This is a genomic window from Cryobacterium sp. TMT2-17-1 (genome assembly GCF_004402765.1).
Taxonomy (GTDB): domain Bacteria; phylum Actinomycetota; class Actinomycetes; order Actinomycetales; family Microbacteriaceae; genus Cryobacterium; species Cryobacterium sandaracinum.
The window spans coordinates 1-21,322 of the sequence record NZ_SOGC01000027.1; the positions used below are offsets into that span (position 1 = coordinate 1).

The 21,322-nt window shown below is 68.6% G+C and carries 18 protein-coding genes; 9 read left to right on the forward strand and 9 right to left on the reverse strand.

Annotated elements, in window-relative coordinates:
- Both E3O47_RS06160 and E3O47_RS06165 read left to right on the forward strand, forming a co-directional pair.
- Positions 1-161: transposase (locus tag E3O47_RS06160; RefSeq protein ID WP_166785339.1), on the forward strand; the 161-nt coding region annotated here is incomplete at its 5' end.
- 227 nt (positions 162-388) lie between these two features.
- Entirely contained in the window at positions 389-3,394 is a 3,006-nt protein-coding gene (locus E3O47_RS06165; RefSeq protein WP_134419870.1) for an FtsK/SpoIIIE domain-containing protein, read from the forward strand.
- Positions 3,395-3,485: 91 nt separating this feature from the next.
- Here the strand turns inward: E3O47_RS06165 and ald are convergent, their stop codons facing one another.
- A complete protein-coding gene (gene ald, locus E3O47_RS06170; RefSeq protein WP_104100281.1) occupies positions 3,486-4,601 on the reverse strand; it encodes an alanine dehydrogenase in 1,116 nt (371 codons plus the stop codon).
- 345 nt (positions 4,602-4,946) lie between these two features.
- Between ald and E3O47_RS06175 the strand changes: the two genes are divergently transcribed.
- The 4 genes from E3O47_RS06175 to E3O47_RS06190 are packed head-to-tail and all read left to right on the forward strand — an operon-like array spanning position 4,947 to position 9,079.
- Positions 4,947-6,158: a spermidine/putrescine ABC transporter substrate-binding protein gene (locus E3O47_RS06175; protein ID WP_134396407.1), complete on the forward strand. Its 1,212-nt coding sequence runs from the start codon at positions 4,947-4,949 to the stop codon at positions 6,156-6,158.
- Positions 6,159-6,160: 2 nt separating this feature from the next.
- A complete protein-coding gene (locus tag E3O47_RS06180; RefSeq protein ID WP_134343311.1) occupies positions 6,161-7,360 on the forward strand; it encodes an ABC transporter ATP-binding protein in 1,200 nt (399 codons plus the stop codon).
- A gap of 1 nt (position 7,361) precedes the next feature.
- Positions 7,362-8,276, forward strand: a complete 915-nt coding sequence (locus E3O47_RS06185) for an ABC transporter permease (RefSeq protein WP_134419872.1) — start codon at positions 7,362-7,364, stop codon at positions 8,274-8,276.
- Positions 8,273-9,079, forward strand: a complete 807-nt coding sequence (locus tag E3O47_RS06190) for an ABC transporter permease (RefSeq protein ID WP_174720187.1) — start codon at positions 8,273-8,275, stop codon at positions 9,077-9,079. Before E3O47_RS06185 ends, E3O47_RS06190 begins: the two co-directional genes overlap by 4 nt.
- A gap of 15 nt (positions 9,080-9,094) precedes the next feature.
- On the opposite strand, the gene E3O47_RS06195 is transcribed toward E3O47_RS06190, so the two are convergent.
- A complete protein-coding gene (locus E3O47_RS06195) occupies positions 9,095-10,117 on the reverse strand; it encodes an asparaginase (RefSeq protein ID WP_233191307.1) in 1,023 nt (340 codons plus the stop codon).
- Positions 10,118-10,133: 16 nt separating this feature from the next.
- The gene (gabT, locus tag E3O47_RS06200) at positions 10,134-11,516 is read right to left on the reverse strand and encodes a 4-aminobutyrate--2-oxoglutarate transaminase (protein ID WP_104100276.1); all 1,383 of its coding nucleotides are present in this window, start codon (positions 11,514-11,516) and stop codon (positions 10,134-10,136) included.
- A gap of 136 nt (positions 11,517-11,652) precedes the next feature.
- Between gabT and E3O47_RS06205 the strand changes: the two genes are divergently transcribed.
- Positions 11,653-12,138 carry an OsmC family protein gene (locus tag E3O47_RS06205; protein WP_104100294.1) on the forward strand — a complete coding sequence of 162 codons (486 nt, stop codon included), beginning with the start codon at positions 11,653-11,655 and terminating at the stop codon, positions 12,136-12,138.
- 108 nt (positions 12,139-12,246) lie between these two features.
- Here E3O47_RS06205 and E3O47_RS06210 read toward each other — a convergent pair whose 3' ends face one another.
- Complete coding sequence (locus E3O47_RS06210) at positions 12,247-13,584, reverse strand: aminotransferase class III-fold pyridoxal phosphate-dependent enzyme (RefSeq protein WP_104100275.1); 1,338 nt, start codon at positions 13,582-13,584, stop codon at positions 12,247-12,249.
- Positions 13,585-13,660: 76 nt separating this feature from the next.
- A complete protein-coding gene (locus E3O47_RS06215; protein ID WP_104100274.1) occupies positions 13,661-14,455 on the reverse strand; it encodes a lysophospholipid acyltransferase family protein in 795 nt (264 codons plus the stop codon).
- A gap of 65 nt (positions 14,456-14,520) precedes the next feature.
- On the opposite strand from E3O47_RS06215, the gene dxr reads away from it, so the two are divergent.
- On the forward strand, positions 14,521-15,603 hold the full coding sequence (gene dxr / locus E3O47_RS06220) for a 1-deoxy-D-xylulose-5-phosphate reductoisomerase (RefSeq protein WP_104100273.1): 1,083 nt from the start codon (positions 14,521-14,523) through the stop codon (positions 15,601-15,603).
- Between the two features lie 18 nt (positions 15,604-15,621).
- On the opposite strand, the gene E3O47_RS06225 is transcribed toward dxr, so the two are convergent.
- Genes E3O47_RS06225 through E3O47_RS06235 form a run of 3 tightly spaced genes read right to left on the reverse strand, consistent with a single transcriptional unit; the run spans position 15,622 to position 18,363 of the window.
- Complete coding sequence (locus tag E3O47_RS06225) at positions 15,622-16,551, reverse strand: hypothetical protein (RefSeq protein WP_104100272.1); 930 nt, start codon at positions 16,549-16,551, stop codon at positions 15,622-15,624.
- 25 nt (positions 16,552-16,576) lie between these two features.
- On the reverse strand, positions 16,577-17,008 hold the full coding sequence (locus E3O47_RS06230; RefSeq protein WP_104100271.1) for a hypothetical protein: 432 nt from the start codon (positions 17,006-17,008) through the stop codon (positions 16,577-16,579).
- The gene (locus tag E3O47_RS06235; RefSeq protein WP_347232583.1) at positions 17,005-18,363 is read right to left on the reverse strand and encodes a serine/threonine-protein kinase; all 1,359 of its coding nucleotides are present in this window, start codon (positions 18,361-18,363) and stop codon (positions 17,005-17,007) included. Before E3O47_RS06235 ends, E3O47_RS06230 begins: the two co-directional genes overlap by 4 nt.
- Positions 18,364-18,459: 96 nt before the next feature.
- Here E3O47_RS06235 and E3O47_RS06240 point away from each other — a divergent pair, with 96 nt between their 5' ends.
- A complete protein-coding gene (locus E3O47_RS06240; RefSeq protein ID WP_166784821.1) occupies positions 18,460-19,839 on the forward strand; it encodes a site-2 protease family protein in 1,380 nt (459 codons plus the stop codon).
- A gap of 149 nt (positions 19,840-19,988) precedes the next feature.
- Here E3O47_RS06240 and E3O47_RS06245 read toward each other — a convergent pair whose 3' ends face one another.
- Positions 19,989-21,188 carry an acetyl-CoA C-acetyltransferase gene (locus tag E3O47_RS06245; protein WP_104100269.1) on the reverse strand — a complete coding sequence of 400 codons (1,200 nt, stop codon included), beginning with the start codon at positions 21,186-21,188 and terminating at the stop codon, positions 19,989-19,991.
- Positions 21,189-21,322 lie beyond the last annotated feature (134 nt).

Consider the following 21,322-nt stretch of genomic DNA (forward strand, 5'->3'; position numbering starts at 1 on the left):
CGATCGAGCACGGCCTCTCCAACGGCCGCATCGAATCCATGAACACCAAGATCCGGCTCATTACCCGAATCGCCTTCGGCTTCAAATCACCCGACGCCCTCATCGCCCTCGCCATGCTCAGCCTCGGCGGCCACAAACCAGTGCTCCCCGGCCGGGTTTAACCCACAGAAGCAGCAGGAGAGCCGAGATTTTGCCCAAAACAGCCCGAAATACTTTGCAAAAGCAGTCTTAAACGAGATTCTCCGTCGAATTCGTTCGACGCTGTGAGCGATGCAACCGATCGATCCGGACTCACTCAGCCGGCCCCTCCCCAACCCGGCCGGCCGTCATCCCGGGACCGATGCCGGCGCGCGCGGTGGCGCCTGCCCCGGAGTGATGGACTGATGCGGTGATCCGAGCCGATGTCCCGCTGACCCTCCCCACCCGCCCGGCCGACCTGCCGCCGCCTGGCTTCCCACTCATCGCGAGCGTGGCGCCGCTGGCCGCGGCCGGGGCAATCTGGCTGATCACGGGCTCAGCTTTCGTGCTGATCTTCGCGGTGCTCGGCCCGGTCATCGCCGTGGCCGGCATGCTCGACGCGCGGCGCACGGGCCGCCGCACCCGGCGTACCAACGCTCTCGACCAGGGGCAGGCACTGGCGACACTGCGGGCCGAGGTGGCCCTGCGCCATGAGGAGCTGCTTCGCGCGCACTGGCGGCGCACGCCCTCGGCCAACAGCATCGTCGCCGCCCCGCACGCCGCCATCCGTTGGACCGGTTCGGGAGCAGACGTGAGCCTGGGCTCCGGTGCGGTGCCCAGCGGGCTACGCCTCGACGGTGGCGCCGCTTCCGACGAGCATCGCGACGTGCGCGACTGGGCGGCCACGCTCACCGAGGCACCGATCGACGCTGATGCCGGCGGTGGTATCGGCATCGTCGGACCGCTGTCGCTCGGGCAGGCGCTGGCCCGCGGGCTGCTGGTGCAGCTGGCCTGCTCCTTGGCTCCAGACCAGGTCGGACTCACCGTGCCTGATCGCGGTTGGGAATGGGCGGTCGCCCTCCCGCATGACACCGGGCAGTCCTGCGCCCGCCGCCTCGTGATCTGCCAGGCGCCGTCGGGCGGGGCACCCCTGGGCGGGGCACCCAAAGGGTCGGGGTTGGTCGTCGCCCTGGCCGGCACTCTTGCCGAATTGCCGTGGGGCTGCGACACCATCGTGCGGGTGCAGGGTCCCGGCCGGGCTGAGGTGCTGCGCTCCAGCGTGCACGCCTGGGGGAGTGGCTTCCGGCCCGAGCTGATTACCGTCGAACAGGCGATCGTGGTCGCCCGCGTGCTAAGCGCCCGGGCCTCGGCGGCTGGATTGGTCCAGAATGCGCGGCGAGTCCCCGCATCCGTTGCCCTTGGTGAGCTCTCTGGCTTCCAGCCCGGGTATCGGGCACCGCATGGGCAGCCCCAATCGCCGAACCTCCGTTGCGTCATCGGGGTGGGAGAAGCGGGGGAGGTGTCGCTCGACCTGGTCGGGGCAGGGCCGCACGCGGTCGTCGGCGGCACGACCGGCAGCGGCAAAAGCGAACTGCTGGTGACCTGGGTGGCGGCGATGGCGGCGGCGGCCGGCCCCGACGAGGTGACGTTCCTCCTGGTCGATTTCAAGGGTGGGGCCGCGTTCGCCCCGCTCTGCGCCCTTCCCCACTGCGTGGGTTTGATCACCGACCTGGACGTGCACCAGGCCGCCCGGGCGCTGGCCAGCCTGGCCGCCGAGCTGCGGTATCGCGAACGCGTACTCGGGCGTGCCGGCGCGCGTGACATCGTGGACCTGCGGAGGCAGGATGCCGGCGGGGCGCTTCCGCGGCTCGTGATCGTGGTCGACGAATTCGCGACCATGCTCACCGCATTCCCCGACCTGCACGCTCTGTTCGTCGACATAGCCGCGCGGGGCCGGTCGCTGGGCGTGCACCTGATCCTCTGCACCCAGCGGCCCACCGGTGTGGTGCGTGACGCCCTGCTCGCCAACTGCACGCTGCGGGTGTCGCTGCGGGTGAACAACCGCGCCGACAGCGTGGCGGTGCTGGGCACGGATGCGGCCGCGGCCCTCGGCGCGGACCAAGCCGGCCGCTGCCTGATCGCCGCGGACTCCTCGGGGCCCGTGCTCTGCCAGGTGGCGACGACCTCGCCGCGCGAGATCCGCTCCCTCGCAGTCGCGGATGCCGATGCGCCGAACCCTCGGCGCCCCTGGCTCGACCTGCTGCCTCAGACGGTAAGCCGCGAGGACCTCCTCGCCCTCGTCGCGGGCGGAACGGCGGCCGACGAGAGTGCGTTCGGCGGCGCCGCGGTGGCGGCCGGGCACGACCGTGCCGTTCCCGACGCTCGTGCCGCGCCCGGCGGTCTGCTGGGCTTGCTCGACGAGCCGGAACTGCAGCGCTACCGGGTGGCCCGCTACGAGCCGATCGCCGAGGGCAGCCTGCTCGTGATCGGCGGTCCCCGCTCGGGCAAGTCAACTGCGCTTGCGTCGGTCGCGGCGGGGTTCGCGCCCGTTGGAGATGCCGTGCTGCTCGGAGCGGACGTCGAGGCGGTGTGGGACTGCCTCGTCAAGGCGCGCCAATGCCTCGACGCCGGCGGGAGTCCGGCTGCCAGGCTGCTGCTTCTCGACGACTTCGATAGCGTGCATGCCCGCTGGGACCAGGAGCACCGTCCGGCGGCCCTCGAACTGCTCGCCGGGCTGCTCCGCGACGGCGCGGAGGGCGGCCTGCGGATCGTCATCGCCGCGCAAAGGCTCACCGGATCGCTGCAGTCCCTGCCTGCCCTGTGCCAGAGACGGCTGGTGCTGCGCCTGCCCGATGTCGCCGAGCACGTCGCGCTCGGAGGAGTGGCTGCCCTGTTCGACGACCGCCTTCCGCCCGGCGGCGGGAGCTGGCAGGACCATCGCATCCAGCTCCTCGCGCCGGAGCAGAGCGGTGCAATCCCGGATGTCGCGGCGCAGCGGGACATCGAGCCACGCACGGATGCCGCCGCGCTCCTGGGGCGGCCCGGGCAGACCCTTCTCGTCGTGTCGGACTCGCCGTCCCGCTCGGCCGCAGTGCTGGGAACGGTCCCCGGCGCGCGGGTCGTCGACCTCGCGGCGGTGTCCCACGGCGAGCTGGCGGAGGCCGCGCAGGCAGGCGCGTCGCTCCGGCTGAGCGAGTCACAATCAGGCACCGCCTTCGTCGGAGACGTGGACGCGTGGCAGGCGCAGTGGTCCCTGCTGGGTGCCCTGCGCCCGCACGCGGACCTGGTCTTCGACGGCTGCAGCCTGGCCGACTACCGGGCCATCAGCCGACGCCGGGACCTGCCTCCGCCGTTGGCACCCAACCGAGGTCGGGTGTGGGTACTGCGCCCGGACGGCGCCGTGCACCGGGCCACGCTGCGGGCCCAGGTCGTGTAGCCGCCGGCCGCGAAGTCCCGGAGCGAAGTCCCGCAGCACAGTCCCGCAGCACAGTTCAGCGGTGCCGGCCCCGCCGCCGTCCCGCCGTGGATCAGGCCAGCGCGTCCACCAGACCGCGGAGCGGCAGCGAGTGCGCACTCGCGACCGGGCCGCTGGTGATGAGGCCGCCGACCGTGGACAGGCCGAAAGCGAGCGCGGCATCCGTTCGGAGCGCGTCCTTCCAGCCTCGGTTCGCGATCAGCCGAACATAGGGAAGCGTGGCGTTGGTGAGCGCATAGGTGGACGTGCTCGGCACGGCCCCGGGCATGTTCGCCACGCAGTAGAACAGGGACTGATGCACAGTGAACGTCGGATCGGCGTGCGTCGTCGGGTGGGAATCGGCGAAGCAGCCGCCCTGATCCACAGCGATGTCCACGAGCACGCTGCCCGGCTTCATCCGGGACACGAGCTCGTTGCTGACCAGCTTGGGGGCCCTGGCCCCGGGGATCAGGACCGATCCGATCACCAGGTCGGACAACACCAGCGCCCGGTCGATCTCGTAGCTGTTCGAGGCGATGGTCTGCACCCGCCCGTAGTACAGCGCGTCGATTTCGCGCAGGCGGAACAGGTTGGTGTCGAGCACGGTCACCTGGGCGCCGAGCCCGAGGGCGACCTGCATGGCTGCCGTGCCGGCCACACCGCCGCCGAGCACAGTGACCCGAGCCGGATGCGTTCCGGGCACCCCGGGCACGAGCAGGCCCGGTCCGCCGTTGGGCTTGAGCATCGCGTTGGCGCCGACGATGGGTGCCAGGCGGCCCGCAACCTCGCTCATCGGCGCGAGCAGCGGCAGCGCCCGCGTCGGCAGCTGCACGGTCTCGTAGGCGATCGAGGTGACACCGCCCTCCAGCAGCGCACGGGTCAGGGCTGGTTCCGCGGCCAGGTGCAGGTAGGTGAACAGCAGCAGATCGGGGCGGAAATAACCGTACTCGCTCGCCACGGGCTCCTTTACCTTGAGCAGCAGGTCGGCGGCGGCCCAGGTTGACGCGGCATCCGGCATGATCGTCGCGCCCGCCGCCGCATAGCTCTCGTCGCTGAGCCCGGAGCCGAGCCCGGCCCCCGTTTCGATCAACACCTCGTGCCCGTGCGCCACGAGGTCGTGTACGCCGGCCGGGGTGATCGCCACCCGGAACTCGTTGTTCTTGATTTCTGCCGGAACTGCGACCTTCATGGCGCTCCCTTGTCTAACGAATTCGACGGAGATTTTGATTCAAAAATCGTTTTTTGGGCCAAAAACGGCCTTTATGGTGAAAATCTCCGTCGAACCGGTTCAAACCCTCAGTGGTGGACCTCCGGGCGGTGGACCACTCTGGCCTGAGCGAAATCCTACCGCCGCCGAACAGCTCATTTCGATTGAGAGTGTCGGCATAGAGTGCTGATTTCGTGCGTGATCTGACCAAAAATTAACGATTCGGTCACTCTTGGGTGCGCAGGGGGCGCTCCTGTGCAAGTATCTAGCAACTCGCAATGAAAGCTGTGAGAGCTCATCCGCTGAGAAGTGCAAGGAGACCCGACCATGAAGCCCAGGCCGTTGCCCGCAGATCCCATGATCGCTCAGCTGGTCCGTCAGGCCCGGGCGACCACGATGGGGCGCCGCGCTCTGCTCGCCGGAGCCGGTGGCGGGGCCGCAGCCCTGGCGCTCGCCGCATGCTCGACCGGAGGGGCCACGAAGCCCACCGCCGCCCCCGACGAGTCCGACAGCAGCAAGCTCGTGCGCTGGGACAACTGGGCGCTCTACATCGACGTCGATGACGCCGGCGACTACCCCACACTGGATGCGTTCACGGCCGAAACCGGCATCAAGGTCGAGTACACCGAGGCCGTCGACGACAACAACACCTACTACGGCAAGGTCAAGGACCAGCTCGCCCTCGGCCAGGACATCGGCGCCGACACCGTCTGCCTGACCGACTGGATGGTCGGCCGTTGGATCCGGTTCGGCTACACCCAGGAACTCGACCAGGCCAACATCCCCAACTTGAAAAACCTGCTCCCGTCCCTGAAAGACGTGGGCTTCGACCCCGGCCGCAAGATGAGCGTGCCGTGGCAGGGCGGGTTCGCCGGCATCTGCTGGAACAAGGAGAAACTTCCGAACGGCATCGCCTCGGTCGAGGACCTGTGGAGCTCCGACCTCAAGGGCCGGGTCGGCGTTCTGTCCGAGATGCGCGACACCATGGGACTGATCATGCTCGACATGGGTGTCGACATCGCGGGCGACTGGGGCGACGACGAGTTCTTCGCCGCGATCGACGTGCTGGAGAAACAGGTCGGCGATGGCCAGGTTCGCAACATCAAGGGCAATGCGTACAAGGAAGACCTCATCAACGAGGACACCCTCGCCGCCATCGTCTGGTCCGGCGACATCGTGCAGCTCAACGCCGAGAACGGGGACAAATGGGAGTTTGTGGTCCCCGACAAGGGCGGCACCCTCTGGAACGACAACTTTCTGGTGCCGATCGGCTCCACGCACAAGAAGAATGTCGAGAAACTCATCGACTACTACTACGACCCGGCCGTCGCCGCCGAGGTCGCCGCCTACGTGAACTACATCACCCCCGTCGCCGGCGCCAAGGAAGCCGCGATGGCGATCGACCCCGAGCTCGCGAACAACCAGCTGATCTTCCCGGACGACACGACCCTGGCCAAGGCTCGCGTCTTCCGCACCCTGACCGGCGCGGAGGAGCAAAAGTACGACGCCGCCTTCCAGGGCATCCTGCTGGGCTCGTAGGGATGGCCAACGGAGAATTCGCCAGCGCGGGGGCCGACCTGGAGCTGGTGGGTATCCAGAAGAGGTTCCCGGGCTTCACCGCTATCGAACATCTCGACCTGAAGATCCCCGCGGGGTCGTTCTTCGCGCTGCTCGGCCCGTCCGGCTGCGGCAAGACCACCACCCTGCGCTTGGTGGCCGGCCTCGAGGAACCGACGGCCGGGCGCATCCTGATCGGGGGCACGGATGTGACGAACCAGAAATCCTTCCAGCGTCCGGTCAACACGGTGTTCCAGAGTTATGCCCTCTTCCCGCACATGACAGTGTTGGAGAACGTCGCCTTCGGGCTGCGCCGCCGGCGGATGGACGACCCGGTCGCCAAGGCTCACGAGGCGCTCCGCCTGGTGGAACTGGACCACCTCGCCGCCCGCCGCCCGCAACAGCTCTCCGGCGGACAGCAGCAGCGCGTGGCCCTCGCCCGCGCGATCGTCAACCGGCCGGCCCTGTTGCTGCTCGACGAGCCCCTCGGCGCGCTCGACCTGAAGCTGCGGCGCCAGATGCAGCTCGAGCTCAAGACCATCCAAGAGGAGGTCGGCCTCACGTTTCTGCACGTCACCCACGACCAGGAGGAGGCCATGACCATGGCCGATACCGTCGCGGTCATGAACAAGGGCCGGATCGAGCAGATGGGCGCCCCCGAGGAACTCTACGAGCTGCCGCGCACGGCGTTCGTCGCTAACTTCCTCGGCCAGTCGAACCTGTTCACCGGCCCCGTGGTCGGTAGCACGAGCGAGGCCATCTCCGTGGCCGTGGCCGGCCAGAAAATCGTGGTTCCGGCGGCGCGCGCGCACCGGCACACCGGCGAGGTCACGATCGGCGTCCGCCCGGAGAAGCTGACCCTGCACGTGACCGAGCCCGTCGCCGACGTCGCCCGCAACCTGATGGGTCCCGGCCGGGTGATCGACGTCTCGTTCAGCGGGGTCAGCACCCAGTACCTGGTCGAGGTCGTCGGCGTCGGCACCCTCATCGTCTTCGCGCAGAACATGGCGTTCGGCCCCGTCGCCCATGAGGGGTCCGAGGTCTGGCTGGACTGGAACATCGAACACGGCTTCGGGCTCGAGGACGACGCCTCGGCGGAGCCCCGTTTCGAGGCGGACGACAGCACCCGGAGCATCGCGACCCAGAAACGCTCCTCCCTGCTCACGGAGCTTGAGGGAGCCTAGGGTGGCGTTCGCGGCATTCTCCACCAGCACCACCGCGCCCGAACCGGCGCCGCGTCGGAAGAGCCCGATCGCGCTGCTCCTGCTGTTGCCGGGCATCCTCTACCTGGTGCTGTTCTTTCTGGCCCCCCTCGTCTCGCTGCTGCTGACGTCGTTTCAGGCCCCCTCGGAATTCGGCGACGTCGGCCAGTACTCCTACGCCTTCCGCTGGGAGAACTACGTCGACGTGATCACGGCCTACTGGCCGCACATCATGCGCTCCTTCGGCTACGCGCTGATCGCCACGCTGCTCGCCCTGGTGTTCAGCTACCCGCTGGCGTACTTCATCGGCGTGAAGGCGCGGCCCTGGCCGTTGCTGCAGAGCCTCATGCTGGTGCTGGTGATCGCCCCGTTCTTCATCAGCTTCCTGCTGCGCACCCTGGCCTGGAAGCAGCTCCTGTCCGACGAGTCGTTCGTGATCACCTCGCTCAAGGCTCTGTCGTTGCTGGCACCGGATGCCCATTTCACGGGCACTGCTTTCGCCGTCATCTTCGGGCTCACCTACAACTTCATCCCGTTCATGACCCTGCCGCTCTACACGACGCTCGAACGGCTCGACCTGCGCTACCTCGAGGCCGGCAGCGACCTCTACGCGCATCCGTTCGACGTGTTCCGCAGGATCACGATCCCGCTGTCGATGCCCGGCATCGTGGCCGGAACCCTGCTGACCTTCATCCCGGCGGCCGGCGACTACATCAACGCGAGCCGGGACTTCCTCGGCGGACCGGACACCCAGATGATCGGTAACGTGATCGAGGCCAACTTCCTGGTGCTGCAGAATTATCCGGCGGCGGCCGCGCTGTCGATCATCCTGATGTCGGTGATCCTGGTGATCGTGAGCGTCTACGTCAAACGGTCGGGCACGGAGGAGCTGCTGTGAAAATCTCCCTGGGCAAGTGGTTGCTGCCGCTCTACACGGTGCTGGCGCTGATCTTCCTGATGGTGCCGATCGTCTACACGTTCGTGTTCTCGTTCAACGACTCGCTCAAGTCCAACATCACCTGGCGCGGGTTCACCTTCGACAAGTGGCTGAACGTGTGCCAAGTGCAGAACGGCGCCGTCTGCGAGGCGTTCGGCAACAGCATCCTGATCGGCGTGGTGGCCACGGTGGCCGCGACCACGCTCGGCACCATGATCGCGATCGCCCTCGTGCGGTACCGGTTCCGGTTCCGGTCGCAGACGAGCCTGCTCCTGTTCCTGCCGATGGCCACGCCGGAAGTCGTGCTCGGCGCCGGCCTGGCCGCGCAGTTCTTGTCGCTCGGCGTTCCGAAGGACATGTCTACGATCATTCTGGCTCACACTATGTTCTGCATCAGCTTCGTGGTGGTGACGGTCAAGGCGCGTGTCGCGAGCCTCGACCCCGCGCTCGAGGAGGCCGGCCGAGACCTCTACGGCTCGGCAACCCAGGTGTTCGCGCGGATCACCTTTCCGCTCCTGCTGCCCGGCATCCTGGCGGCCGCGCTGCTCTCCTTCGCGCTGAGCTTCGATGACTTCATCATCACCAACTTCAACTCCGGCGCCGTCACCACGTTCCCCAAGTACATCTACGTGTCCGCAGCCCGGGGGATCCCGGCCGAGGCGAACGTGATCGCGTCGGCGGTGTTCATTTTCGCCCTGGTGATCGTGGTCACCGCCCAGGTATCCCGGGCGGCCAAGGAGAAGCGGCTGGCAAAACTGGGCTGACTCCCGGCCCGCGCCCTACACGTAGCTGGCGCGGATCTCCCCGACCGGGAGCCCACCGCCCAGCACCATCAGGTGCAGCTCGGGCAGAATGGCCTCGACGTCGCTGTGTGCGATCGCACCGGAGTCCGCAAGCAGACGCAGGGCCACGATGGTGGTTGCCCGCAGGCTGCCGTCGAGAATCTTGAGGGCGACCGTCGTGCCGTTGGCGGCGGAGGCGACGCAGATGCCCTCCGCGCCGGTCTTCACGAACAGTCCGAGGCGGTCGATCACGACCGTGTCGGGCATGCCGGGTCCGGCGATGACCCAGCCGTTCTGCCGTATTGCCTCGCCGAGGAAGCCGGCCTCGCGGTAGATCGCGAACGGCGAGTTTGACTTGGACGTGGCGATGCGGGCGATGCCGCGTGCCAAAGCGGTGAGGGACAGCGCGTGAACCGGCGCGCCACATCCGTCGATGCCCGACGCCGACGGCCGCTCGCCGGTGAAGCGCTCCACCACGTCGAGAATGCGCTTCTGCAACGGATGCGCCGGCTCCAAGTATCCAGACAGCGCCCAGCCGTTCTGCTGGCAGGCCACGAGCATCGCGGCGTGCTTGCCCGAGCAGTTCATGTAGATCGGGGCCTTGGCGGCCCCCAGTCGCACCAGGGCGTCGCGGGTGGGGGAGTCGTCCGGCCAGGCCGCCGGGCAGGCGAGCGCCGTCTCGGGGATGCCGGCGCGGGCGAGGAGCCCGCGCACGAGGTCGGCGTGGCGCTGCGTTCCGGTGTGGCTGGCGGTCGCGATGGCGGCGTCTTCCCCGCGCAGGGTGACCCCGCTGGCCATCACGGCGATGGCCTGGAAGGGCTTCATCGACGACCGCGGAAAGATCGGGGTGGTCACATCGCCGAGGGCGCGTAGGACCGCGCCCTCGCTGGTGAGCACGACCGCGCTGCCGGCATGCCTCGATTCGATGAAGCCGCTGCGCTCGACCACGGCCAGTTCGACCGCATCGGGGACGAAGAACGTCTGCCCGGCGTGGATTGGCACCTCGAATGTCGTTGTCACGGTGTGTGCTTCGCGCCTAAAGCGCGGCGATGGCGTCGTCGATGACCGAGAGGGCATCGTTCAGGAGGGCATCACTCACGGCCAGGCTCGGGAGGAAGCGCAGCACGTTGCCGTAGGTTCCGGCGGTGAGCAGCAACACGCCGTGCTGGGCGGCGTAGGCGGCGATGGAGGACACTGCGGCGGCGTTCGGCGCCTTCTCCGTGTCACCGGTGCCCGGCTGCACGAGTTCGATGGCGATCATGGCGCCGCGACCGCGGATCTCGCCGATGATGTCGTACTTCTCCTTGAGAGAACCGAGGCCGGCGCGCAGGGTGTTCTCGATACGCACACCCTCGGCGAGCAGATCGCCTCGCTCAATCGACTCGAAGACCGCTATGGCCGCTGCGCAGGAGACCGGGTTACCGCCGAAGGTTCCGCCGAGGCCGCCGGGCTGCGAGGAATCCATGATCTCGGCGCGGCCGGTGACGGCGGCCAGCGGCATGCCGCCGGCGATGCCCTTGGCGGTGAGCACGAGGTCGGGGGTCCAGCCGAAGTGCTCGCTGGCGTAGTACTTGCCGGTGCGGGCCATGCCGCTCTGGATCTCGTCTGCGATCATGACGACGCCGTTCGCGGTGCACCAGGTCTGCAGGGCGTTGAAGTAGCCCTCGGCCGGAACCATGAAGCCACCCTCACCCTGGATGGGCTCGACGACCAGGCAAGCCAGGTCGGTGGGTCCGACGACCTTCTCGAGGTACGCGATCGTGCGCGCCGCGGCATCCGCCCCGCTCAGACCGTCGTGATACGGGTAGGAGCTGGGGGCGTGGTAGACATCGCTGGCGAGGGGGCCGTAGCCGGTGGCGTAGGGCATGGCCTTGTAGTTCATGGCCATGGTCAGCACCGTGCGACCGTGGTAAGCGTGGTCGAGCACGGCGACGGCGCGGCGGCCGGTATGCTTGCGGGCGATCTTGACACCGTTCTCGACGGCCTCGGCGCCCGAGTTGATCAGCACCGACTTCTTCGGCCAGGAGCCGGGGGTGTGCTCGGCGAGAAGCTCGCAGACGCGCACATACTCCTCGTAGGGCGTGATGGTGAAGAGGGTGTGGATGAAGTCCTGGGTCTGTTCGACGGCGGCCGCGACCACGCTGGTCTCGGTGTGGCCGATCGTGGTCACACCGATGCCGGCGCCCAGGTCGATGAACTGGTTGCCGTCGACGTCGACGAGGATGGCGCCGTTCGCCTTGGCGATGTAGACGGGCAAAGCGGATGCGACGCCGCCGGAGACGACGGCGAGCCTGCGCTGCTGGAGTTCTTTCGAGCGCGGACCCGGGATCGCGGTCACGATCTTGCGTTCCTGCGGCACGGTGTAAACCAGTGCGGCGGGGGTGGACGGGGAGGTCGAAGGCGTCAGCGTGTCAGTCATGATCTGACCAGTTTACCGATCGATGCGACGGGAGGCGCGGCGAATTGCTGCGACAATCGGTTCCCTGGCCGTGTTACGGCCCGTTGTCGGCCGCGAATCGGCCCGCAGAGCCGCGCAAATCGAAGGAGGCGCCGTGATCGGTGCACACCACCACTACGCCGTGAACATCGCCTGGACAGGCAACCGAGGCACCGGCACGAGCAGCTACCGGGACTACGGCCGGGATCACCTGATCACCGCCCCCGGCAAGGAGCCGATAAGTGCATCGGCCGATCCGACCTTCCACGGGGACGCCGACCGTTGGAACCCGGAGGAACTGCTGCTGGCCGCCCTCAGCGAATGCCACCTGATGAGCTACCTGCACGTCGCCGTGAAGCACGGCGTGCAGGTCGTCGACTATACCGACGACGCGACCGGGTCGATGGCCCAGACGACGGATGGTGGCGGCCACTTCACCGAGGTGACCCTGCGACCGCGCGTCACGGTTGCCGACCCCGGCCAGGTCGAACTCGCGCAGTCCCTGCACGCGGAGGCCGCCGGCCTCTGTTTCATCGGCGCATCCGTGAACTTCCCCGTCATTCACCAGCCGCAGACGGTGGCGCTCGCCGATACTGAGGTGTGACGCCGACCCGGTCACCGCAACGTGCGGTCGGTGGCCGTGCTCCCTGCGGCGGCGATCAGACGGCTTCCGCCGCACGCTCGCCGCCACCTACCCGGGGTTCTATCGGTGCTACGGGCCGGACAAGGCGGCGAGGGTTTCCTCGATAACGGAGGCGGCATCGTCGATCAGCGCCTCGGAGATGACGACCGACGGCATGATGCGCAGCACCGAGTCCCAGCTGCCGGCATCCAGCACGATGACGCCGTTGGTGGTCGCGTGCTTGATGATCGCGGTGAGAGCCTCGGGGTACGGTGTGTTCGTGCCCGGGTGAACGAGCTCCACCCCGAACATCGCACCCTTGCCGCGCACGTCGCCCACGACCGCGAACCGCTTCGGCCAGTCGCCGATGCGTGCCCAGAGGGCCTTCTCGACGCGCCGCGCCTCGCCGAGGAGGTCGTCTCGCTCGATCAGGTCGAAGACGGCGAGGGCGGCCGCGGTCGAGACCGGGTTGCCGCCGAAGGTTCCGCCGATGCCGCCGGGCTGCACAGAGTCCATGATGTCGGCGCGGCCGGTGACGGCGGCGAGCGGGAATCCGCCGGCGATGCCCTTGGCGGTGGTGACGAGGTCCGGCACCACGTTGTGGTGCTCGATGCCGTACCAGGCGCCGGTGCGGGCGATGCCGGCCTGGATCTCGTCGGAGACGAAGACGATGCCGTGCTCGGTGCAGAATTCGCTCAGGCGCTTGAAGAATCCGGGGGCGGGGATGACGATGCCGCCGTCGCCCTGGATCGGCTCGATGAAGAAGGCCGCGATCTCGGTGGCGCCGATGTGGGTGTTGATGTAGTCGATGGTCTTCTCGGCGGCTTCTTCGCCGGTCAGGCCGTCACGGTAGGGGTAGCTGGTCGGCACGCTGTAGATCTCGCCGGGGAACGGTCCCATTCCGGCGCGCTCGGGCCAGGGGCGGTAAGTCATCGCCATGGTCAGGTTGGTGCGACCGTGGAACGCGTGGTCGAGCGCAACGATGGCGCGCCGGCCGGTGAACTTGCGGGCGATCTTCACGGCGTTCTCGACGGCTTCCGCGCCGGTGTTCACCAGGATGGAGCGCTTCTCGAAGTCGCCGGGGGTGATCTCGGCGAGCTTCTCCGCGACGGCCACGTAGTTCTCGTACGGGGTGACGGTGAACAGGGTGTGGGTGAGCTTGGCGGCCTGCGCCGCGGCGGCCGCGGCCACCTCGTCGTTCGCGTGACCGATGGTGGTCACGCCGATGCCGCAGCCGAGGTCGATGATCTGGTTGCCGTCGACGTCGACGAGGATCGCTCCCGCTCCGTGATCCATATAGATGTTCGCCAGCGTGCCCGCACCGCGGGAAACCGCGCGCAGGCGGCGTTCCTGCAATTCGACCGACTTGGGGCCGGGAAGGGCGGTGACGAGCTTGCGCTCCTGGGGTACCGAATACGTGTCAGACATGACCCCAGCTTAGGTCGCGCCCGTTTCCGCGGTGTTTCCGGGCGACGGATGCTCGGCTCGGCCGGTCCGAAAGCGGCTAGACGCGTTCGCGCGGGAAGACCCGGTCGGCGATCTTTTGCAGGGTTCCCGAGGGCGGCGACTCGTTGTACCGGCCGGCCAATTCCTGACGGGACAGGGCGTGGATCGCGGCCATGATCTCGTCGGTCGCGCCGCGCCGTGCCTTGCCGGACTCGGCGGAACCGTGGCGGCTCAGGTCGAGGGGCTCGCCAAAGGTGACCGTGACCTTGCGGATGCGCGGGAATTTCGCTCCCACCGGCTGGATCTCCTGTGTGCCGATCAGCCCGACCGGAACCACGACGGCCCCCGTGGTGAGGGCGAGCCATGCCACGCCCGTGCGGCCCTTGTACAGGCGGCCGTCGAGGGAACGGGTTCCCTCCGGGTAGATCGCGAACGCGCTGTCGGATTCGAGGATGTTGCGGCCGGCGTCGAGAGCGTCCTGGGCGGCCTGCCCCGCGCCGCGTTCGACCCCGACCGCTCCGATCGAGGTGAAGAAGGTGCGCGAGACGAAACCCGTGAACCCGGTGCCGGTGAAGTAGGTGGACTTGGCCAGGAACTGCACGCGCCGAGGTGCGACCAGCGGAATCACGATGCTGTCGATGAACGACAGGTGGTTGCTGGCCAGGATGACGCGGCCGCTGCGCGGGATGTTATCCCGGCCGATGATGGTGGGGCGGAATACCAGCCGGGCGATCGGCGCCATGATGCCGTAACCGAGAAAGTAGACGAATCCGGGGCGCTTCGTGCGCTCCGATTCCTCCGCCGACAGGTCGACGGGAGTTGCATCCTGGGAATCTTCTTTGGAACCGGTCATCCTTGGACCCTACCGCCACGGCCCGCCCCGCCACGAAAGGCGGCGGCGCCACCTAAAATTGCAGGATGCGCAGACGAGTTGTAATTCTCGGGTCGACCGGCTCGATCGGAACCCAGGCCCTCGATGTGATCAAGGCCAACCCCACCCGGTTCGAGGTGGTCGGGCTCTCCGCCGGCAACAACAGGACGATGCTCGAGGCGCAGGCCGCCGAGTTCGAGGTCGAGCACACGGCGCTCGGCGCGGACGAGGCCGAAGAGCTCGTGCGCGACGTCGAGGCCGACGTGGTGCTCAACGGCATCACGGGCTCGGTGGGCCTCGGGCCGACTCTCGCCGCCCTGCGAGCCGGTCGCACGCTGGCCCTGGCCAACAAGGAATCGCTCATCGTCGGCGGCGACCTGGTGAAGTCGCTGGCGGCGCCGGGACAGATCGTGCCCGTCGACTCCGAGCACTCCGCCATCGCGCAGGCGCTCCGCTCGGGAACGGCCGGCGAGGTGCGACGCCTGGTGCTGACGGCATCCGGGGGCCCGTTCCGTGGCCGACGACGCGGGCAGCTCGCCGACGTCACGCCGGCCGAGGCGCTCGCGCACCCTACCTGGGAGATGGGGCTCGTCGTCACGACCAACTCGTCCACCCTCGTCAACAAGGGCCTCGAGGTGATCGAAGCGCACCTGCTCTTCGACGTGGAATACGAGCGCATCGATGTGGTCGTGCACCCGCAGTCCGTCGTGCACTCCATGGTGGAATTCATCGACGGATCGACGATCGCCCAGGCGTCCCCGCCGGATATGCGTCTGCCGATCTCGCTCGGGCTGGACTGGCCGAACCGCGTCGCGGCGGTCGGCACCCCGATCGACTGGACCATCCCGCAGGACTGGACCTTCGAGCCCCTCGACACGACGGCTTTCCCGGCCGTCGACCTGGCCAAGCAGGTCGGGCGCGCGGGCGGCACCTACCCCGCGGTGTTCAACGCGGCGAACGAGCAGGCCGTGGCAGCTTTCCACGCCGGCACCATCGGGTTTCTGGACATCGTCGACACCATCCAGCGTGTCGTCGAACGGCACGAGCAGGACGGCCCGCTCACACGCGAGTCGCTCGTCGGCGCCGAGGCGTGGGCCCGCGCCGCGGCGGACAAGCTCCTCGCCCGCTGAGAAAGCCGGCCACGCAGCTTAGGCCGTGTCGCCTGAGCTGCGGTAACTGTCCGCGGTGGCGGCGAGGGCATCCGGCCACGGGGTCTTGCCGACGCCGAGCTCGCGCTCGGTTTCGGCGGAATCGATGATGTACGGCACCCTGAGCTGATAGCTCGAGGCCCAGATCTCGTGCATCATCGGGTTCAGCGCGCCGAGCGATTTGAGCAGCCACTGCGGGTAGCCCGCCACCGTGCCGTGCGTGCCGTAGCGGCGGTTGAGCTGGGCGGCGATGTCGTCACGGGTGATGGCCGTGCTCGGCACATGCCAGAGGCGGCCCCAGTCGCCCCGGTAGTCGGCGGCGGCCACGAGAGTTGTCACGATGTCGGGCAGGTAGCTCCAGCTGTGCACGCGCCCGGGCCGGCCCACGACCCGGGCGGTCTTCGATTCCAGGATGGCTCTGAAGAACCGGTCGTCGAGATGCGCAGTGCCGACGACGCCCGGCCCGAAATAATCGCTCGCCCGCACCTCGACGGCCCGAATCTCGCCGCGGTCGTGCGCGTCCCTCACCCGGTGCCAGAGCTCCTTGCGCACGAGCCCCTTCGTCTCGGTGGTCGTTTCCGGCGAATGCTCGGTCATCGGCCCGGTCGGAGACCCGTACGGGTAGAGATTGCCCATCATCACCAGGCGGGCGCCGGTGACGGATGCCGCCGTCAGCGCCGCGTCGATGACCGGCGGCCACTGGGTGGGCCAGTCGGTGTACCGCGGGTTGATGCACAGAAAGATCGTCGACATGCCGGTTGCCGCCCGGGTGAAGGTCTGGGCGTCGCTCGCGTTCAGCACGACAGATTCTACCCCGGGTGCCGCCGCGCCGGAGCGTGTTCCGACGGTCACCTGGTCTCCTCGAATCATCAGACGCTCGGCGAGCGGTCGTCCGACCATGCCGGCGCCGACGATCAGTTGCTGGGGCATGTATCCTCCTGAATTGAGGCCGACGCTAGTCCTCGTCGTCGCAGCCGTCGTCGTTCTTCTTGCATTTACCGTCGTCCTTGTCGTTGCCGTTGTCAACGGACGTCGGGCTCGGGGCTGGAACCGGGGCCACGGTCGGCTCCGGCTTGCTCGCCTCGATCGCGGCGGTCAGGTCCGCGGACACCAGGTTGAGGGCTGACTGGATGTCGGCAGCACGGGCGGCGCTCACCCCGTCCGCCGCGGCCGCGGTCAGCAGGTCGGCCTGGACGGCCTCGAGCGAGGCCTGGGCGGCCTCGAAGTCGCCGGCCGCGGCGGCCGCTGTGACGTTCCGCACACCGGCCTGCAACTCGGTTGCGGTGCTCTGCTGCAGGTCGGGAGGTGTGCTCCCGCACCCGGTCAGGGTGGACGCGACGAGCGTGACCGCGGCCAGTGCGAGTGTTAGGCGGGCCCGAGGCATCATGGCGTCACGCTTTCCTGGAGTCGCTTCAGATTGGTGCCGAGGGAGCCGTCGACGGCCGGGTAGGTAGCGGCGGGCGTGGCCGGTTCAGCCACCCGCGGGGTGAAGACCACCACGGCGAGCAGAATGAGCGCGGCCAGGACTCCGAGCGAGGCGAGCACTCGGGGCCGGCGCCACGCGGGAGCGATGGTGGTGCCACGGGCGCTACCCGGGGACCGTTCCGCCGCGCGGCCCGGTGAGCGGGCCGGAGCGCCGGCCGGCGTCAGAAACTCGGTGGGGGAATCCGCGCCGGGTTTCGGGGCAGTGATGACCTTCGTGACGGCCAGAACCGCAGTCGGCTCGAGGGTCGCGGCCCTGAGGGCCGCGGTGGGCTCGAGGGTTTCGGTGGCGCCCAGGACGGCAGTGGGCTCCAACAGCTCGTTGGCGCCCAGATCGGCGGTGGGTTCCAGAAGCTCGGTGGCCCCCGGAGCCCCCATTGCCACGGTGACTGCGGTGACATCGGCGACGTTCTCCCCGCTGACCAGGCGTCGCAGCTGCACGGCTGCGTCACCCGCGCTGAGTCGGTCGGCCGGCTCGCGGATGGTCATGCCGCCCAGAACAGCGGCCCAGCGCTGGCCGAGATGGGCCGGGATGTGCGGCTGCCGCTGCAGCCTGGCCATTGCCGATTCGATCGCCGTTCCGGTGAAGGCGCGCTCGCCAGTGAGGCATTCGAGCAGCACGAGTCCGAGCGAGTAGACGTCGCTGGGCGGGCCGATGGTGTTGCCGAGTGCCTGTTCGGGGCTGAGGTAGCCGGCCGTGCCGAGCAGAGACCCGGTCGCCGTGAGGCGGGTCGCGTCGAAGAGACGGGCAATGCCGAAGTCGGCGAGTTTGGCATGCATGGCGCGGCCGGGGAAGCCCGACGGTGCGAGCAGCACGTTCGCGGGCTTGATGTCGCGGTGGATGATGCCCCGCGCGTGCACGTAGTGCAGCGCCTCCGCGAGGTCGGCGCCCATGGCTGCCACCTCGTCGGGGTGCAGGGCCCCGTCGGCGATCTTGCTGCGCAGGTCCGTGCCGTCCACGAGCTCCATCACGATGTAAGTGCGCGAGACTCCGTCGATCACGGCCGTGCCGGCGTCGAACAGGGTGACCAGGGCGAAGTGGTTGAGGCTCGCGAGCACCGTGACCTCGCCGCTCTGGCGCTCGGGCCCGGCGTCGTCGGCCGTGTCGAGACGGAACAGCTTCACGGCGACCGTACGCCCCAGAAAGAGGTCGGTGGCCCGGTAAACGGATGCCATCCCGCCCGTTCCGAGCAGAGCGTCGATACGAAAACGGTCGGCCAGGCTGATGCCGATGGGACCGACGGCGTGTGGCTTGGACAGAGGGAACCTCCTCGTGGATCCGTAAAGTCAAGCAAACCACACCTTGCAGGGGGAACAGCCAGCGCCCTCGCAGGGTGGAGTGGGTAATCTACGACTGTGGAAACCGTGCTGCTGTATATTCTGGGCGTTCTGATCGTCGTGGTCGGCCTTGCCCTGTCCATCGGCCTGCACGAGATCGGGCACCTGCTTCCCGCCAAGCTCTTCGGCGTCAAGGTCACCCAGTACATGATCGGTTTCGGGCCCACCCTATGGTCCCGTCGCAAGGGCGAGACCGAGTACGGCGTGAAGGCCATCCCGCTCGGCGGCTACATCGCCATGATCGGCATGTTCCCGCCCGCCAAAAAGGGCGGCAGAGTGCAGGCATCCAGCACTGGCTTCTTCAACCAGCTGGTGCAGGAGGGTGAACCGGAGAAGAAGCCCGGCGCCATGGCCACCATGGTCGACGACGCCCGCCAGTCCAGCGCCGACACCATCGGTGAGGGCGAGGAGCACCGCGCGTTCTACCGCCTGCCCGTCTTCAAGCGTGTCATCATCATGCTCGGCGGGCCCACGATGAATCTCCTCATCGCGGTCGTGCTCTTCGCCGTGCTCCTGATGGGCTTCGGAACGGCCCAGGCCAGCACCAGCGTCGGCAGCGTGTCCGAGTGCGTGCTGCCGGCCACGAGCACCCGGCAGACCTGCGAACCGACCGACGAGAAGGCGCCCGGCGCCGCGGCCGGCCTGCAGCCGGGCGACCGCCTGGTCAGCATGAACGGCACCCCGATCGACAGCTGGGACCAGTCCACCGAGATCATTCGCGAGTCGCCGGGCATCCCGCTTGCCACCGTCGTCGAACGCAACGGCACCCAGCAGACCCTGACCATCACCCCGAAACTCACCGAACGCTACGTGAGCGATGCCGACGGCGAGATCGAAGAGGATGCCGCCGGCGAGCCGAGGACTCAGGAGGTCGGCTTCGTCGGAATCGGCCCGGCTGGCGAGTTCGTGCCGCAGCCGGCGACCGCCGTGCTGCCCGCGGTGGGCGAGAACATCGGCGCGGTCGTGCACATGATCGCGAACCTGCCGCAGCGCATGATCGATATCGCCAACGCGGCCTTCGGACCGGGGGAGCGCGACCCCAACGGCCCGATCAGTGTGGTCGGGGTCGGCCGCGTCGCCGGCGAGATCGCCAGCATCGACGCCATCCCGGTGAACAGCAAGATCGCGAGCATGCTGGGGCTCCTGGCCTCGCTCAACGTGGCCCTGTTCGTGTTCAACCTGGTGCCGCTGATGCCGCTCGACGGCGGACACGTCGCCGGCGCGCTCTGGGAAGGGTTGCGGCGTCAGATCGCCAAGCTGTTCAGACGCCCCGACCCGGGCCCCGTCGACACGGCGAAACTGATGCCGCTCACCTTCGCCGTCGTGGTGGTGCTCGGCGCCATGAGCCTGCTGCTGATCTACGCGGACATCGTCAAACCGATCAACATCTTCGGCTGATCCGCGGCGCGTCCCGGCGCAGCTCCCCGCGGCTCTGCCCGGCGAGATTCGCCGAGATTCGCCGAAAATGCCGAGAGTCGCCGTTCCGCCAGGTCAACTGGGCAAAAACGGCGACTCTCGGCGTCTGCGAGCGGCGTCCGGTACGGGCGTTAGCGCGAGAGCAGCAGCGCCTCACCCTGGCCGCCGCCGCCGCAGAGGGCGACGGCGGCCTTACCGGTGCCGCGCCGGGCCAGCTCAAGCGCCGCGTGCAGCGCGAGGCGGCCGCCCGAGGCCCCGATCGGATGCCCGAGGGCGATCGCGCCGCCGTGGATGTTGACCTGCTCGGGGGAGAGGCCGAGCTCCCGGGTCGATTCGAGCGACACCGCGGCGAAGGCCTCATTGATCTCGACCAGGTCGAGCTCGTTGGCCGCCCAGCCCTGGCGCTCCAACGCGCGGTGGATCGCGTTCGCCGGCTGTGAGTGCAGCGAGTTGTCGGGTCCGGCGACCTGGCCGGAGGACTCCACCACCGCCAGCCAGCTGAGCTCATTGTCGTCGGCGAAGCGGCGGCTGCACAGCACGAGGGCGCTGGCACCGTCGCTCAGCGGCGACGAGTTGCCGGCCGTGACGGTGCCGTCCTCGGTGAAGGCCGGGCGCAGCCGGCCCAGCGTCTGCGTGGTGCTGTCGCCGCGCACACCCTCGTCCGTGGCGACCAGGAGCGGCTCGCCCTTCCGCTGCGGAACGCTGATCGGGGTGATCTCGTCGTCGAAGACGCCGTTCTCGACGGCGGCGGCGGCGCGCTGATGCGAGGCGGCCGCGATGGCATCCTGGTCCGCCCGAAGCAGGCCGAGCCGCCCGTTGACATGCTCGGTGGAAAGGCCCATAGAGAGGCCGTCGAAAGCATCCGTCAGCCCGTCGCTGGCGGCGTGGTCAAGCATGGTGACGCTGCCGTAGGCCCAGCCCGTGCGCGAGCCGGGCAGCAGGTGCGGGGCGTTCGACATCGATTCCTGGCCGCCGGCCACGACGACATCCGCTTCACCGAGACGGATGATCCGGGCCGCGTCGATCACGGCGGCCAACCCCGAGAGGCACACCTTGTTCAGTGTCATTGCCGGAACGTTCCACGGGATGCCGGCGCCGATCGCGCTCTGCCGGGCCGGGTTCTGGCCGGAGCCGGCCTGCAGGACCTGGCCCATAAGCACGAACTGCACCTGATCGGGTGTCACGCCGGCGCGGGCGAGCGCCCCGGTGATGGCAGCGGTTCCCAGCTGCACGGCGGTGAGGCCTGAGAGCTGCCCGTTCACCCGACCCTGCGGTGTGCGCGAGCCCGCGAGGATGACGACGTCGCTGCTGTTCACGGCACTGTGGTTCATAGCGGATCTCCTTCAGAAGACCGATCGGGCCGAGGGCCGATCGGGTAGGGGTGGCGATGCGTTCCGGCGGTGGCCCCGACCGTCGGGAGTCATCCGGCATCCGTTCAGATTTCGCCCGGTCTCGCCGCGTAAGC